This is a genomic window from Collinsella ureilytica, from assembly GCF_019795105.1.
Lineage (GTDB): Bacteria > Actinomycetota > Coriobacteriia > Coriobacteriales > Coriobacteriaceae > Collinsella > Collinsella ureilytica.
In genome coordinates this window covers 254,380-267,971 of sequence record NZ_JAIMFO010000004.1, presented here as the reverse complement: position 1 = coordinate 267,971, position 13,592 = coordinate 254,380, and the positions used below count along the sequence as shown (strand labels likewise).

At 49.8% G+C, this 13,592-nt stretch carries 9 protein-coding genes; 8 read left to right on the top strand and 1 reads right to left on the bottom strand.

From position 1 onward, the window contains the following. Positions 1-58: 58 nt before the first annotated feature. The 8 genes from rfbB to K6V98_RS01190 all read left to right on the top strand — a co-directional run bounded on the left by rfbB (position 59) and on the right by K6V98_RS01190 (position 12,245). Complete coding sequence (gene rfbB, locus K6V98_RS01225; RefSeq protein WP_222198700.1) at positions 59-1,063, top strand: dTDP-glucose 4,6-dehydratase; 1,005 nt, start codon at positions 59-61, stop codon at positions 1,061-1,063. A 260-nt stretch (positions 1,064-1,323) separates the two neighbouring features. Then, positions 1,324-3,591 carry a L,D-transpeptidase family protein gene (locus tag K6V98_RS01220; RefSeq protein ID WP_222198699.1) on the top strand — a complete coding sequence of 756 codons (2,268 nt, stop codon included), beginning with the start codon at positions 1,324-1,326 and terminating at the stop codon, positions 3,589-3,591. Positions 3,592-3,782: 191 nt separating this feature from the next. Next, on the top strand, positions 3,783-6,620 hold the full coding sequence (locus K6V98_RS01215; RefSeq protein WP_222198698.1) for a YfhO family protein: 2,838 nt from the start codon (positions 3,783-3,785) through the stop codon (positions 6,618-6,620). Between the two features lie 13 nt (positions 6,621-6,633). Then, positions 6,634-7,728, top strand: a complete 1,095-nt coding sequence (locus tag K6V98_RS01210; RefSeq protein ID WP_222198697.1) for an acyltransferase family protein — start codon at positions 6,634-6,636, stop codon at positions 7,726-7,728. 218 nt (positions 7,729-7,946) lie between these two features. Then, positions 7,947-9,026 (top strand): glycosyltransferase family 2 protein, encoded by a 1,080-nt coding sequence (locus K6V98_RS01205; RefSeq protein ID WP_222198696.1) that lies wholly within the window; start codon positions 7,947-7,949, stop codon positions 9,024-9,026. 23 nt (positions 9,027-9,049) lie between these two features. Continuing rightward, positions 9,050-10,297 (top strand): glycosyltransferase family 2 protein, encoded by a 1,248-nt coding sequence (locus K6V98_RS01200; protein WP_222198695.1) that lies wholly within the window; start codon positions 9,050-9,052, stop codon positions 10,295-10,297. Positions 10,298-10,597: 300 nt separating this feature from the next. Continuing rightward, positions 10,598-11,275: a DUF3800 domain-containing protein gene (locus K6V98_RS01195; protein WP_222198694.1), complete on the top strand. Its 678-nt coding sequence runs from the start codon at positions 10,598-10,600 to the stop codon at positions 11,273-11,275. Between the two features lie 82 nt (positions 11,276-11,357). Continuing rightward, positions 11,358-12,245, top strand: coding sequence for a DegV family protein (locus tag K6V98_RS01190; protein WP_222198693.1), 888 nt, complete (start codon positions 11,358-11,360; stop codon positions 12,243-12,245). Between the two features lie 181 nt (positions 12,246-12,426). Here K6V98_RS01190 and K6V98_RS01185 read toward each other — a convergent pair whose 3' ends face one another. Then, a complete protein-coding gene (locus K6V98_RS01185) occupies positions 12,427-13,476 on the bottom strand; it encodes a beta/alpha barrel domain-containing protein (protein WP_306792648.1) in 1,050 nt (349 codons plus the stop codon). Positions 13,477-13,592 lie beyond the last annotated feature (116 nt).

Sequence of the window (13,592 nt, the reverse complement as noted above, 5' to 3'; positions counted from 1 at the left end):
TGCCTGTCTCAGTTTGTTCCATATTGAGCTATGAAATGATAAGGAGCGTTTAAGACGGATGTTCAAGCGTATTATTGTCACCGGTGGCTGTGGCTTTATTGGGTCGAATTTTGTGCACCATGTTGCTCGTGAGCATCCAGATGTCCATATTACGGTTTTGGACAAACTTACCTATGCAGGTAATCCAGAAAATATCTCAGATCTTCCCACCGATCGCGTTGAGTTGGTTGTTGGGGATATTTGCGATGCGGCGCTGGTAGACTCGCTTGCTTCTCATGCGGATGCAATCGTTCATTTTGCTGCGGAATCCCACAATGACAATTCCATTGCTGATCCAAGGCCATTTTTAGAAACAAATGTAGAAGGCACCTATACCTTGCTCGAGGCAGCTCGAGCCCATGGTGTGCGCTTCCATCATGTTTCGACCGATGAGGTCTACGGTGATCTGGCGCTTGATGATCCTGCTCGTTTTACGGAAGAGACACCCTATCATCCTTCGAGTCCATATAGTTCAACAAAGGCTGCGAGCGATATGCTTGTTCGTGCGTGGTATCGAACCTATCACGTGCCTGTTACTATCTCGAATTGCTCGAATAACTACGGTCCGTATCAACATATTGAAAAGTTTATTCCGCGCCAGATTACGAATTTGTTGATTGGTGGACGTGCAAAGTTGTATGGGGATGGTAAGAATGTGCGAGATTGGATTCATACCGAAGACCATAGCTCTGCTGTTTGGGAAATTTTGACACGTGGCCGCCTTGGTGAAACGTATCTGATTGGCGCTGACGGAGAGCGAGCTAATATTGATGTGCTTCGCGCAATTCTAGAGCGTATGGGTCATGACCCAAATGATTTTGATTGGGTGCGAGATCGTCCGGGTCACGATCGGCGGTATGCCATTGACGCTACGAAGTTAACGACAGAGCTTGGTTGGCGGCCCACACACACTGACTTTTCAGCCGGGCTAGATGATACGATTGCGTGGTATCGATCGCATAAGGCTTGGTGGCTACCTGCAAAGGAGGAAACTGAGACACGGTACCTGCAGCAAGGTCAATAGCTAAAGGGTGCACCAGCTCAGGGTTGCTCTACTATACTGCTGTAAGGATGTGTATTTTTAGCTGTAAGGCCTTGTTTCGGTTCGTGTATTCTTCGACGTCTGGATTTTGCATGATGCACCGTTTCACTCCCAGTCACCTCGACAGTTCATTTTCACGCATTTCTTTGCGGGGCCGATCGTTACAGGTAGTCCCTGCAGCTCTTTTTCTTGCGCTTATTATTGGCGTTGCCCCGGTCTATGCACGCTCAGAAGACAGCAGTGTGTCAAGTGCGCATGCGACTGCAACTTCTGATGCGGTTCGCAATACTAGGCAGCCCAGCCTCAGCCCTCTTGTGCCTGAAGATAATTCAGAGGCGTCCACTACCGGTAGCCCTAGCCCTTCAAGTCCTTCAGCCGGTGTTGGCGACCGAACTTCTGCTACTCCAAGCGACTCAGATGAATCTGCTCATAGGGCTGTAAGCTCCCGTGCTGGTACCTCAGATGCTGAGACTCCTGCAAATACGTTGCATGATGATCTAGCGGCTGCTGATCAAGAGGTTTCAGAGTCCAATCAACAACAAACTCTCGCAGGCCTATCCTTGAAGCGTGAGGGTGGTCGGGTCTTTGTTGTTACGCCTGAGGGTGGGCACCTCTTGGGATTTCAGGAAGTTGATGGTAGGCGTTACTATTGCGATCCTGCTCGGGATGGTGAGGTGTATCGCGGCTGGCTTGACCTAGATGGTGAGCGCTATCGCTGTGATATGACCGATGGCCATCTATGGTATGGCTGGTATCAAACTGCAGAAGACCCACGTGGCTGGTATTACTCAGATCCTGCAACTGGACGGCTTGTGCGCGGTTGGCTCAATTTAGGCGAGCGCCGTCATCGTATGGATGCTCAAACTGGGCGGCTGTGGAAAGGTTTTTATACGCTCGATGGTGAGCCACACACCTTGTACCACTCAGATCTCGCAGGTGTGCTTGATCGTGGTTGGTTTACCGCAGATGGTAAGCGCTATTATGCCGATCCGGCAACAGGCGCTATAAAACGCGGCTGGCAAGATATTGCGGGCAAGCGGTACCGCCTTGATGCTCAACGTGGTTATCTCTGGACAGGTTTTTATACGCTCGATGGCGAGCCGAATACTTCATACCACTCAGATGGAAATGGCGTACTTGATTATGGTTGGTTTACAGCTGGCGGTAGGCGTTATTATGCCGACCCAGCAACGGGTGCTGTAAAACGAGGTTGGTTAGATGTTGCGGGCAAGCGATATCGTCTTGACGCACAGCGAGGCTATCTCTGGACAGGTTTTTATACGCTCGATGGTCAGCCGCATACTTTGTATCACTCAGATGGAAATGGCTTACTTGATTACGGTTGGTTTGCGGCTGGTGGCAAACGCTACTACGCTGATCCAACAACGGGTGCTGTAAAACGTGGGTGGCTCGATATTGAGGGGAGGCGGTATCGCATGGACGCTCAGACTGGGCGTCTCTGGACAGGATTTTATACGCTTGATGATAAGCCAGGTTCTCGTTTTTACTCGGATCCCCAAACAGGCGAGCTCCAACATGGTTGGCTCGATCTTCATGGGCAACGGTATCGTTTGGATGCCACGTTAGGATTTTTGTGCACCGGTTGGTATCACTTAGATAACGAGCCATCCGTATCCTTCTTCTCAGATGCTGAGGGAGTGTTGCGCGGGTCTATTGCTACAGATGCCGCTGGTCGGCGTTTTTTGAGGAGAGCAGATGGATCCCTTGCTCACGGATGGTTGAATCTTAAGCTCATGTGGCTATATGGAGATTCCACAACTGGTGAGCTTCAAACGGGTTGGCGCGAAATCGATGGTCAGTGGTATTACTTTCAGAATAATGGACGGGTTACGTACGGTTGGATGAAGCAGGGTGGTAATTGGTTCTATTTCCATTCGAATGGTACCATGGCTCGGGGTTGGCACGAGATTGATGGCCAGTGGTATTACTTCCAGGATAGTGGTCGGGTAACGTACGGCTGGATGCAACAGGGTGGTAATTGGTTCTATTTTCACTCGAATGGCACCATGGCCAAAGGGTGGACATGGGTTGATGGCTCGTATCATTTCTTTAATGGTGTTGGTCGCCTCATTGCAAATCCGAGTGAGATGACGGTGTGGGCACAGGATTATAGAAGTCCTACAAACTGGCTTATTATGGTCGATACACAAAACAATAATGTTGGCATCTACTATGGGCATCAAGGTAACTGGCAGTGGCACACTGGCTTTGTGTGTACCACGGGCGCTTCTTGGAGTCCCACCATTAAAGGCGTGTTTAGCGTTACTGGTAAGGGATATTCTTTTGGCCACGGATACACATGCTATTACTACACGCAGTTTTGTGGAGACTATCTTTTCCACTCTGTTCTCTACCATGAGGGAACATTTTGGGTGAAGGATGGCAGGCTTGGACAGCATTTGTCTGCAGGCTGTGTACGGCTTGATATCGATAATGCCTATTGGATTTATCAGAATATTCCTTACGGCACAACGGTCGTTACGTACTAAAGTATTGATTAGTGCTGGTAGGGCTGCAGGATGTAGGAATATATAGTCGTGCAGTATACTCATATGGTGATTATTCAGGGAGGTCAGGTCAATCTGGGCTCCCTTATGCCAGATAACTGAGCATATCGGCTACGCTATTCAATAGTGAAGGGATTTCTGAGCCTAGGCTTGGACATTGAAAGGAGACCGCTATGAAGCAGCTTGGTCGCCGCATGATAGATTGGGTCTCTTCGTCGCGGTTGCATCTGTATATTACTGGCTGGGCACTTACCCTGTTGCTGTTTCTTCTGGGTAACCTTACGCTTTTTTGGGCACATCGAACCTTTTTTTGGACATGGGACGGTTTAGAGCAGCAGTTTCCTTTCTTTTTATATCAAGGCCGATGGCTGAGAGCTGTTCTGGGTTCGGTCATAGCAGGTAGACCTGAGGTGGTGCTTTGGGAGCCTTTTGGTATCTATGGTGTTGATGCTCTTGAAGTGCTCATGAATACGATCGGAAACCCAGTCAACCTAATTTCGGTCTTTTCAAGCCCTACAACTGCTGAGTTTCTGATGCAGCTCACCTTGCCAATTACGCTCATTCTAGCGGCAACAACTTTTTTGGCCTACTGTGAGCATCGGAGATTTGAGCGAGTGGCAAGCCTGATGGGTCTTTTGACTTATCTGTTTAGTTGTCATACGCTGCTCATGTATCACCAAGTGCATATGATTTATCCCTTGGTTTTAGCTCCCATCATCCTTCTTGGAACCGACCGTATTTTTAATGGCAAGGGTTCTTTATCGTTGATAGTAGGCATGGCGCTTTTGGGCATGTATTCGCTCACGGGCACCTATATGGCATGTATTCTCTTGTTCGTGTATTGCTTGAGCCGCTATGTGTTTCTTGTCCAAAAGAAGAGCCTTCGAGTCTTCCTTAGTCTTTTTGTTCGCATGGCAATTCCTCTTGTGATCGGGATTGCTATTTCTGCTTTTCTCTTTGTCCCGATGGCCATGAACGTGCTTGGTCAAGATCGCATTGGTATCACAAGGACCTACAGTGCTTTTTACTCATTTGAGTATCTTCAGTCCATGCTCTTGGCAGCCCTATCCTTTGCCCCAGCAGGTGCAGATTGCTATTGGAGTCTCTGCTTTTTAGGCATCATTTGTCTTGTTTGTGCGGGAGGTACCACTGCAGGTAAGGCGGAGCGACGCTTAAGTTGGGTCTTATTGATCGGCTGTATTCTCATTCTAGTTATACCAGCGGCCGGTAGAGTCATGAATGGCTTTTCTTATCCAAATAACCGCTGGACATGGATGTATAACTTGCTCATGGGCGTGGTTGTTGCTCGTGATTTCCCAGCACTTATGGATGCAGAGCGCTCAGCGGTGCCTGCCCGTAGACTCTTCTGGATGCTTATATGTCTGCTTGCACTGAGTGCTCCGATGATAGCGCGTTTGCAGCAACCAGTTTTCTTTGCCGTTTCTTTCATTGCCTTAGCAATTTTGGCAGTGGTGGCATTTTCATACTATGTGCGCTCTTCGCGCATGCTTATTTTGGGTGCGCTTTATAGCGCCCATATTCTCATGACGTTCAACCTTGCTGCGGTAGCGGCTGTGACTAATCAAGTGCCAATGGGGGAGGCGTGGTCAAGTCATGCAAACAATCAAGGGCTTGATCTGTTAGGTGCCGCAGCAGATGCAAGGGTACATCAGTTTGATGCTACGGGTTTTCCACGTGCAGTACGAAACGCTGGTTTTGCAACGGGGCTTCGTGATGCTACGTGTTATAACTCGTTCTATCACAGTGGTGTTGATGCGTTTCATACAAGTCTTGGTCTTGCTACATCTTTTGTGAACTTTAGCTATGAGGGTTTGAATGCTCGGCCAAATCTTGAATTTTTTGCAGGAGTCGATCGCTTTGCAACGCCGATTGGTCAAGAAGCTGCTCGCCCCTGGCAGTTTAGCCAGCGCCTTGATGAGCGAACAGGAGTTGACGGGGGAGCTGTTCTGTTCGGTACGCATGATTATGCGCCAACAGCCTGGGTGGCTCCACGCACGCTCTCTCGCAAAGCTTATGAAGCGTTGCCAATGGTGGTGCGGGAACGTGCTCTACTAGATCATGTGGTATTGGATGAGGCTTCTGACCAAGATAGCGTGGCAATAGATGCCGCAAGCGCTGGAGTGGAGCGGCTTGCATATACCTGGTCGGTTAATCCGGAGAAAGACATGCTTGCCGGAACTGAGGCCGAACCAGCTGCAGTGGAGGTGAACGATCATCAGATCACCGTGTGGCAGCCGGGTGCTTGTGTATATCTAAAAACAAATATACCTGCTGAGCGTGTGCTTTCGGTTGCCGTGCGAGGTCTTGAGTACGCTGTGTTCGAACCCGATCCCGCGAATGGACTTTCACTTGCAGAGCGTTATGACCGTAAGTTCAAGACCTACCAGCCCTATCAATCCTATGGAATTACCGTTACGGGAGAACCAACGTCAACCCTGCTTCATGGGTATACGTCGATGAGTCCCTTGTACGCTGGGAAAACTGATTGGGTAGCCTGTGTGGGTTATTCAGATGAGGCACGAGGAGTGGTTACCCTCTGCTTCAATAATCCGGGTATATACACCTTTTCCGATATAGAGTTGTATGTCGATGATCTTTCTGCCTTGAAGCGAGTGAGCGCTGAGATGCCAAGCTGGGCTGCGGATGAGCAGTCTTGGAGCACGAATGCATTTAGGTGTACGGTTGATACTCCTGAAGACGGGTCATTTCTTATGCTCCGTATTCCGTATTCTTCTAATTGGATAGCACGAGTTGATGGTCAAGAGACATCGCTTCAACGTGCAGACCTTGCCTTCATGGCACTTAAGCTATCTGCGGGGCAACACCGCGTGGAGCTTGCCTACCATTCACGTCCGCTTGAGCTTGGGTTATGGGTAAGTTTTGCAGGTATGGTTGCTGCAGTGTTGTATGTGGCTATAGAGTCGCGCATGCGTACGTGTGTAGCTGGGAGCGCAAAAGATGCTCATGCGTTGCATATGATGCGCGATTAGGGAGTATTCGCTCATGAACATAGGCAAAGATCAAGAAATCTCAAGTCAGACCCCGCCGGCTGTTCTCCAACGTACACGTGAAAGGCTAGATGCCTTTGATATAGCAAAGGCTGTGGCACTGCTGGCAGTTGTGGTGGGTCACTGTTCGTTTATGGGACTTCCGCCTGTTCTAGCTCGTGCGAGCTACAGCTTTTCGATGCCGCTCTTTTTCGTGGTGAGCGGATACTTTACGCCCGCGGGCCGCCTTCATCGCGCGGGTGTTTTGCGAAGTGTAAAAAAACTCCTTATTCCTTATGCGATAACTGCAGTTTTGGTCATCGTAGGCATGGCGGCTCGTACTGCATTGTTCCAGGATGGCTCAGTTTTAGAAGCTATTCGATATTGGACAGTAGCTGCGCTTTATGGCTCAGGCGCAGCACCTGATTCTATGCCTGCTGATATTGGAGCAATTGGAGCAATTTGGTTTCTCTGGGCCTTATTTTGGGCTCGAATAGTTCTCTCTGCGATCAGTGAGCTTGAGTATCCTGGCGTTTATGCAGTAGCTTTGTTCTTCGTAGGTGTTGTGAGCAAAGAGCAGATATGGCTGCCGCTCAGCATACAGCCAGCTCTTTGTGCTGTGCTCTTCCTTTGGTTTGGACAATACATACGCAGGAGCGCTCTTTTGGAGCCTCGACGTCTTTCTGTCGTTCTTTTCGTGCTTATGTTCGGTATTTGGCTCTATTGCATCAAGTTTGCTGGCGGTCTTTACATCGTTGAATGTACCTTTACCCAAGGTCCGCTCGATGTGATTGGTGGCTTCTGTGCCTCGCTTTGCATTCTCAAGATGGCTCAGCTTGCTGAGAAGTATTTTCCATATGGTGCCAAGCTCTGTGCTGCTAGCGGTCGTATGAGCTTGCCATTATTTTGTATGCATTTGGTTGTTCTGAATGTCACTCGTTGGGATGTATTCATTGATTTCATGGGTGGGGCTACGCCCAAAGCTGCACTTGGTGCTTTTATAGTCAATATTGTAGGCGCTGCTGTATTGACTGGTCTGCTCTATCTGATGCCCAAAAGGATTTCTGGAGCGTTTTTTGAAGCTCGGAAGCAGAGCGTATCTGTGAGTTAGTAAATCTGCCTTGCCGGAGATTGATGAGTTCCAACGTACACATACAGAAGTTTTATAAGTTCAGCATCCTATATCTTTTGACTCTTCGACATTCGATCTATCTTTGGTGCACGTCTCATATCGTATTGATTCTGCGGTAATCTGATGCTTCAGTTAATAAGGTGATCATCTGTTACGATAGGCGAGTATGAAAGGGCGATCGGAAGGTCGAGGGCTGCATGTCGCATGAGGCTCCGTCGGTATCTTTGTTGGTACCAATATGCAATGTTGAACGGTATCTACGAGAGTGTCTAGATTCGGCCTGTAAGCAAACGTTGCGCGATATAGAAATCATTTGCATCAATGATGGCTCAACGGACAATTCTTTGGCAATCATTCAAGAGTATGCAGCTCAAGATCCACGGATTGTAGTTATTGATAAGCCTAATTCTGGCTATGGCGACTCGATGAACCTGGGGCTTGCTCGTGCGCGTGGTGAGTATATTGGCATTCTTGAGTCTGATGACTATATGGAGCTTGATGCACTTGAACGCATGTATCGTGCGGCTCAGCGTGGGCATGCTCAGGTTGTAAAGGCGGACTTTTATTTCTTTTGGTCTACGCCAACGGTTTGCAATAAGCGTGCCCACTTCGTTGATAGTGTTATTGAGGGTCATGTAAATCCCCAAGTTGAGCGTGAGGTTTTTTATCGCAAGCCCTCAATTTGGTCGGCCATCTATAAGCGCTCATTCCTTGAAGAATGTAATGTTTCGTTTTTGCCAACACCGGGAGCTTCGTATCAAGATGCTGGCTTCAACTTTAAGGTTTGGTCTTCGTGCACCAATGCCGTTTTGCTTGATTATGCTGTTTTGCACTACCGTCAGGATAATGAGAAGTCCTCAGTAAATAACCCGGGTAAAGTTTTTAACGTTTGCGATGAGTATGAAGAGATGTGGCGCTATCTTGATGAAGCGCATGCTGATCGTCCCTATCTCCGGGCTGTGTTGGCGCGGATGCAATTTGATAGCTATGAGTGGAATTATGATCGTCTTTCAGACGAGTTGGCAGCTCAGTTTTTGCCCAAAATGCGTGAGGATATGAAGCGCAATATTGAGCTTGGTCGGGTCAACCTGAATATCTTTGAGCCTGCTAAGCGCGTCGGCATCAAGCTCTTGCTTGAGCGGCCGCGTTTGTATGCAATAAAGCGAGCTTCAGATGAAGATAAGGTAAAAACTCGCATGGAGCGCTTCCGCTCATTGTTACGTATTGGTGGCTTGATCAACACCTTCCGCCTCATGGCTTTCCGCGCTATTCATTAACGGACATCAGAGGAGATGTAATCGTGCCTACGGTTAGCATTATTGTTCCAGTCTATAACGTTGAGCGCTATCTGCCCATGTGCTTGGACTCTATTCGCGCGCAGCGATTTCAGGATATTGAGATTGTTTGTGTCAATGATGGCTCTCGCGATCGTTCAAGGCTGATTCTCGAGCTGTATCGCAAGGTGGATCCTCGTGTGAAGATCGTAGATAAGGAAAATGGCGGTCTTTCATCTGCTCGAAATGCTGGGATGCGCGCAGCAACCGGTGACATTATTTGCTTTGTTGACTCAGATGACCTGATTGTTCCTACTTTTGCCGGAAGAATTGTTGAGGCTTTTGCAGAAGCTGAGGCAGACGTGGTCACGTTTGGCGGTGAGGCAATCCCGGTAAGCACGAGCGATGCCTGGCTGGAGCAGACCCTGTCTCCTCGTGATAAGGTCTATGCAAAGTTTACGCCTGACATCTTTTTTGATGAGGCGTGTGAGCCCTTTGTATGGCGAACTGCCCTGCGTCGGAGTTTTCTTGAGAAAAGCGGCATCCGCTTTGATGAAGATCTTCGTTTTGGCGAAGATAAGCTCTTTCACTATGCGCTGTATCCACGCTCTTCCAAAACGGTTTTTATCCACGATAAGCTGTATCTGTATCGAGTTTCGCGTGCTGGCTCGCTTATGGCAAGCAGGCGTGACGATAGGCTTATGAAGCTGTATGATCACGTGCGTATTGTAGAGAAAATCTCACAAGACTGGTATGAGGCTGGGTTTATCAAGCGCTATGGTTCTGAGCTGCTCGAACTTATGAGCGAGTTTGTGCTGATCGATATTATGCGCGCTCCGGTGGGGGATCGTACGATTTTAGCGAACTACCTCGATGCAGTATGGCGTACCTATTTCACACCTCAGCAACTTGAAAAGCTGGTAGCACATCGGCTGTATGGTTCTATGGCAAGGGCAATCCTGAGTGATCGCCGCCGTGCTTTTGGCATCAAGCGCAAGCTCGTGTTTTACATGAATACGCTGAAAGGCAGTCCTCGTTTCTTTATGCGGCGTGTGGGCTCTCGTGCCTTAAGCGTGCCTCCATTGAGTTTGATGAAAAAGTTGGCATCGCACGTCTTTCCCTTGTCAGCGTATCGTACGAAGCAACTTTTGGGTAAAGGTGAAACTCATTTAGAAGACGAGCAAACGTTGGTGGAATCCCTTGCCTTACTTGAGCTCGAGCTGCGCGCGCGTACACGTATGGAGGAAGATGCGAAGAGTGCTCCGGGCGCGTGATCTTCTCGTCACGCACCTGCATTACACCTGGTAGTTGTTGCCCGCAGGCTCATGTCTCAAAAGTTGGTGTAATAGCCGCTTCGAGTTAATAAGAAGGAAGCGACCTTCGCCTAGAATCTTTAGTTAACAGCACAAGATTCAAAGAAAGGAAAAGGCACCTATGGACATTGCCATTCGTTGGCTGATGCTATTGTAGGCTTCTGGTTGGTGGGGTAATATATACGTACTGGGTTTGCCGTAGTGCACGCCCACCCTTGGGCGGGGACTTTTTCCCCGCCATTTTTATTTCCAGGAGAGCTGTTGTTGTTAGAACTGAGTATCTTTATTGACGAGTCAGGCGACTTCAGAGCCTACGAGTCCCATGCGCCCTTCTACCTCATCACGCTTGTTCTACATAACCAGTCAAAAGATATCTCCATTCCTATCGAACACCTGCAGCGCAAGGTGTTCGAACGCGGGCTGCCTGCAGACCACGCGATTCACACGGGACCGCTCATCAGACGTGAGGGAGAGTACAAGGTTCTCGAGCTTCCAGACCGCCGAAAGCTCTTCCGTCACCTCTTTGACTTCGCCCGTATCGCTGACATTCACTATAAGACGTTCGTGTTCGAAAAGCGCGAAAGTCTGGAGCACGATGCGTTGGCCGGGCGCATGGTTCGCGAACTAAGCCTGTTCGTGCGTGACAACCTCGAGTTTTTCCAGGCCTTCGATCGCATCATTGTGTACTACGACAACGGCCAGAAAGAGATGGTGGCCATCATCAAATCCATCTTCAACTCGCTGGTCAATGCAGAAATTCGCAAGGTAAAGCCTGCCAGCTACTACCTGTTCCAAGCGGCTGACCTGTTCTGCACATTGGAGCTCGTGCGGCACAAGATGGAAAATGGCGGAATCAGCAAGTCTGAGGATACTTTCTTTCGGGGAACACGTAACCTCAAAAAGAACTATCTCAAGCCGATTGGACGAAAAAGTCTCTGACTTTGTAAGGTCACATTTTTCTTGTGCGACAATTAGGTTATAAAAATGGCGCGTATTGCCTACGTCACAAAAAGGAGTTGATATGGCTACGTTCACCCTTTCTACCTGCTCAACTGCAGATTATCCCCGTGCATTTTTTAGCGAACGGAATATCTTGTGCCTGTACTTCCACTATCAAATGGACGGGAGTACGTATCCAGATGATTTGTACGAAAGCATCAGCCCCGAGCAGTTCTTTGGCAAGATTAAGGCTGGATCTCAGCCAACAACGTCGCAGGTTGCAACCGGAGATTATGTAGACGTCTGGCGTCCGTATCTAGAGCGCGGTTCAGATATTTTGCACATTGCCCTTTCATCGGGTATATCTGGCAGCTATAACTCTGCACTGCTTGCCCGCGATGAGCTTGCAGAAGAGTTTCCAGATCGCACGATTCACGTAATTGACTCGCTTGGCGCAAGTGGTGGTCTTGGCCTCTTGGTTGAATATGCGGCAGATCTGCGTGACGAAGGCAAGGGCATTGATGAGGTGGCGGCGTGGGTTGAGCAGAACCGTCTCTCAATAAATAGCTGGTTTTACGTGTCTGACCTTGAGTGCTTGAAGCGCGGTGGTCGTATTTCTGCCACGAGTGCCTGGCTTGCAACGGCATTAAAGATCTGCCCGGTTCTTGAGGTTGATCGTGCAGGTACGCTTCAGGCACGAGAGAAGATTCGTACAAAACGCCGTGCCATTGCCGCTCTTGCTAGTATCTGTATAGAAAGGCTGCTGCGCTCAGGCGATCGTCCGGCAAAGTGCACGATCACACATTCAGTTTGTCGTGAGGATGCCGAGGAGGTTGCGCGCCTCATCGTTGAAGGCGCTCCTGAGCTTGCAGGTAAGATCAAGATTCACAATATCGGAACTGTCATTGGTGCTCACACAGGACCGGGTGCGGTGGCGCTTTTCTTCTTAGGCAAGCCTCGCGAGAGCTGATGCGTGCTGTGATGAGAGTAGGTTGCGCGTGCACACATGGTGTGCAGTGAGCAGCTTTCTGCGAGCCAGGCGCCACGAGCCGCGCGCCACGCGCTGTGAGCTACGAGCATCGCGCAGCAGCCGCGAGCCGTGAGCCACGGAGCCACGGGCCACGGAACTGCGAGCAGCTGGCCACGAGCCCCTAGCTTCTATCGTCAAAGAAGAACTCCAAGTTTGTGTTTGGCTTTTGGCAGCATCTTGGTGTGTTGTGCACACGGGCTATGAGCTCGTCTGGAATGGGTACGTCTGCTCGCGCACTCTCAAGCGGATTGACGTCTGCAGCAGCAATGGGGTCAAAAACGGCAGTTTCTGGCTCAGGGCCGGGTGCTTGTTCTGCTTCGCGATACCGCCTCATCATATCGGCTTGGAGCTGCTGAGCAGAAGGCGGTGTCCAAATCACTGCATTTGCTCCTGCAGCGATGGTTTCACGCACCGAGAGTGAGCTGCGCCCACCTGAGGCAATGAGCGGAAGGTTAGGGTAGGCCTGCCTTAGGGCGCAAAGTCCTGCCGGAGTTTCTTTACCAGCAGCTACATTTAAGATCTTGGCACCAGCAGCAACCTTGGCATGAGCTTCTGCATCTATGCGTACAACGGTTGCAATAACGGGAATATCCACCATGGATGCAATCTGCTCAACGAGTTCAGGCGAGGCAGGGGAGTTCACAATCACGCCTGCCGCACCCTGCATTTCAGACACGGCGGCCAACTGCACAGAACGCTTGCCGCTCGTCGTGCCGCCACCTACACCTACAAAGACCGGGCACTCTGCAACGGTGAGCAGGGCTTGGGTAATAGCGGGCTGCGCGGTGAAGGGATAGACCGCAAAGATTGCGTCGGCGTTGGAGTTTTTGATAACCGCCACGTCGGTGGTATACAGCAGAGACCGGATGCGACGACCGAAGAGGGTGAATCCGCCACATTCTGAGGTTTCTTCAGGTACGCTGAGCGCGGCGCGGCGAAGCCTGCCTTCAATGGGTGTGGGGTCAAGCGTTAAAACACCCGGCATGGAGGGCTCGATGAGCGGGGCAGCAAGCTCAGCGTCAATTTCGACTTCTGTAAAGTCGATGGCTGTATCTACCTCGCCAGGAACCTCGGCGGGAACAGGAATGGAAGCGGGCGTAGAGCCGAAGTTTTGCGAAGTATGGCTCGTATCGTTGTTGCCTGATTCAAAGATCTGATCGCTCAGGGGCATGAAACCTCCTCAGACAGTTCATGAAACTGTTTTTCTGCGGATCATTTTTACCCGAGAGCCCGCGTTCTATGCGTTTTAATGTGCAAGGAACAGCTTAATTTCTGCTTCTTGGCGCG

Coding starts and splice junctions, on each gene's coding strand:
- K6V98_RS01185 (WP_306792648.1), bottom strand. CDS start 13,476: ATGCCCCTGAGCGATCAGATCTTTGAATCAGGCAACAACGATACGAGC.
- K6V98_RS01210 (WP_222198697.1), top strand. CDS start 6,634: ATGAACATAGGCAAAGATCAAGAAATCTCAAGTCAGACCCCGCCGGCT.
- K6V98_RS01205 (WP_222198696.1), top strand. CDS start 7,947: ATGTCGCATGAGGCTCCGTCGGTATCTTTGTTGGTACCAATATGCAAT.
- K6V98_RS01215 (WP_222198698.1), top strand. CDS start 3,783: ATGAAGCAGCTTGGTCGCCGCATGATAGATTGGGTCTCTTCGTCGCGG.
- rfbB (WP_222198700.1), top strand. CDS start 59: ATGTTCAAGCGTATTATTGTCACCGGTGGCTGTGGCTTTATTGGGTCG.
- K6V98_RS01190 (WP_222198693.1), top strand. CDS start 11,358: ATGGCTACGTTCACCCTTTCTACCTGCTCAACTGCAGATTATCCCCGT.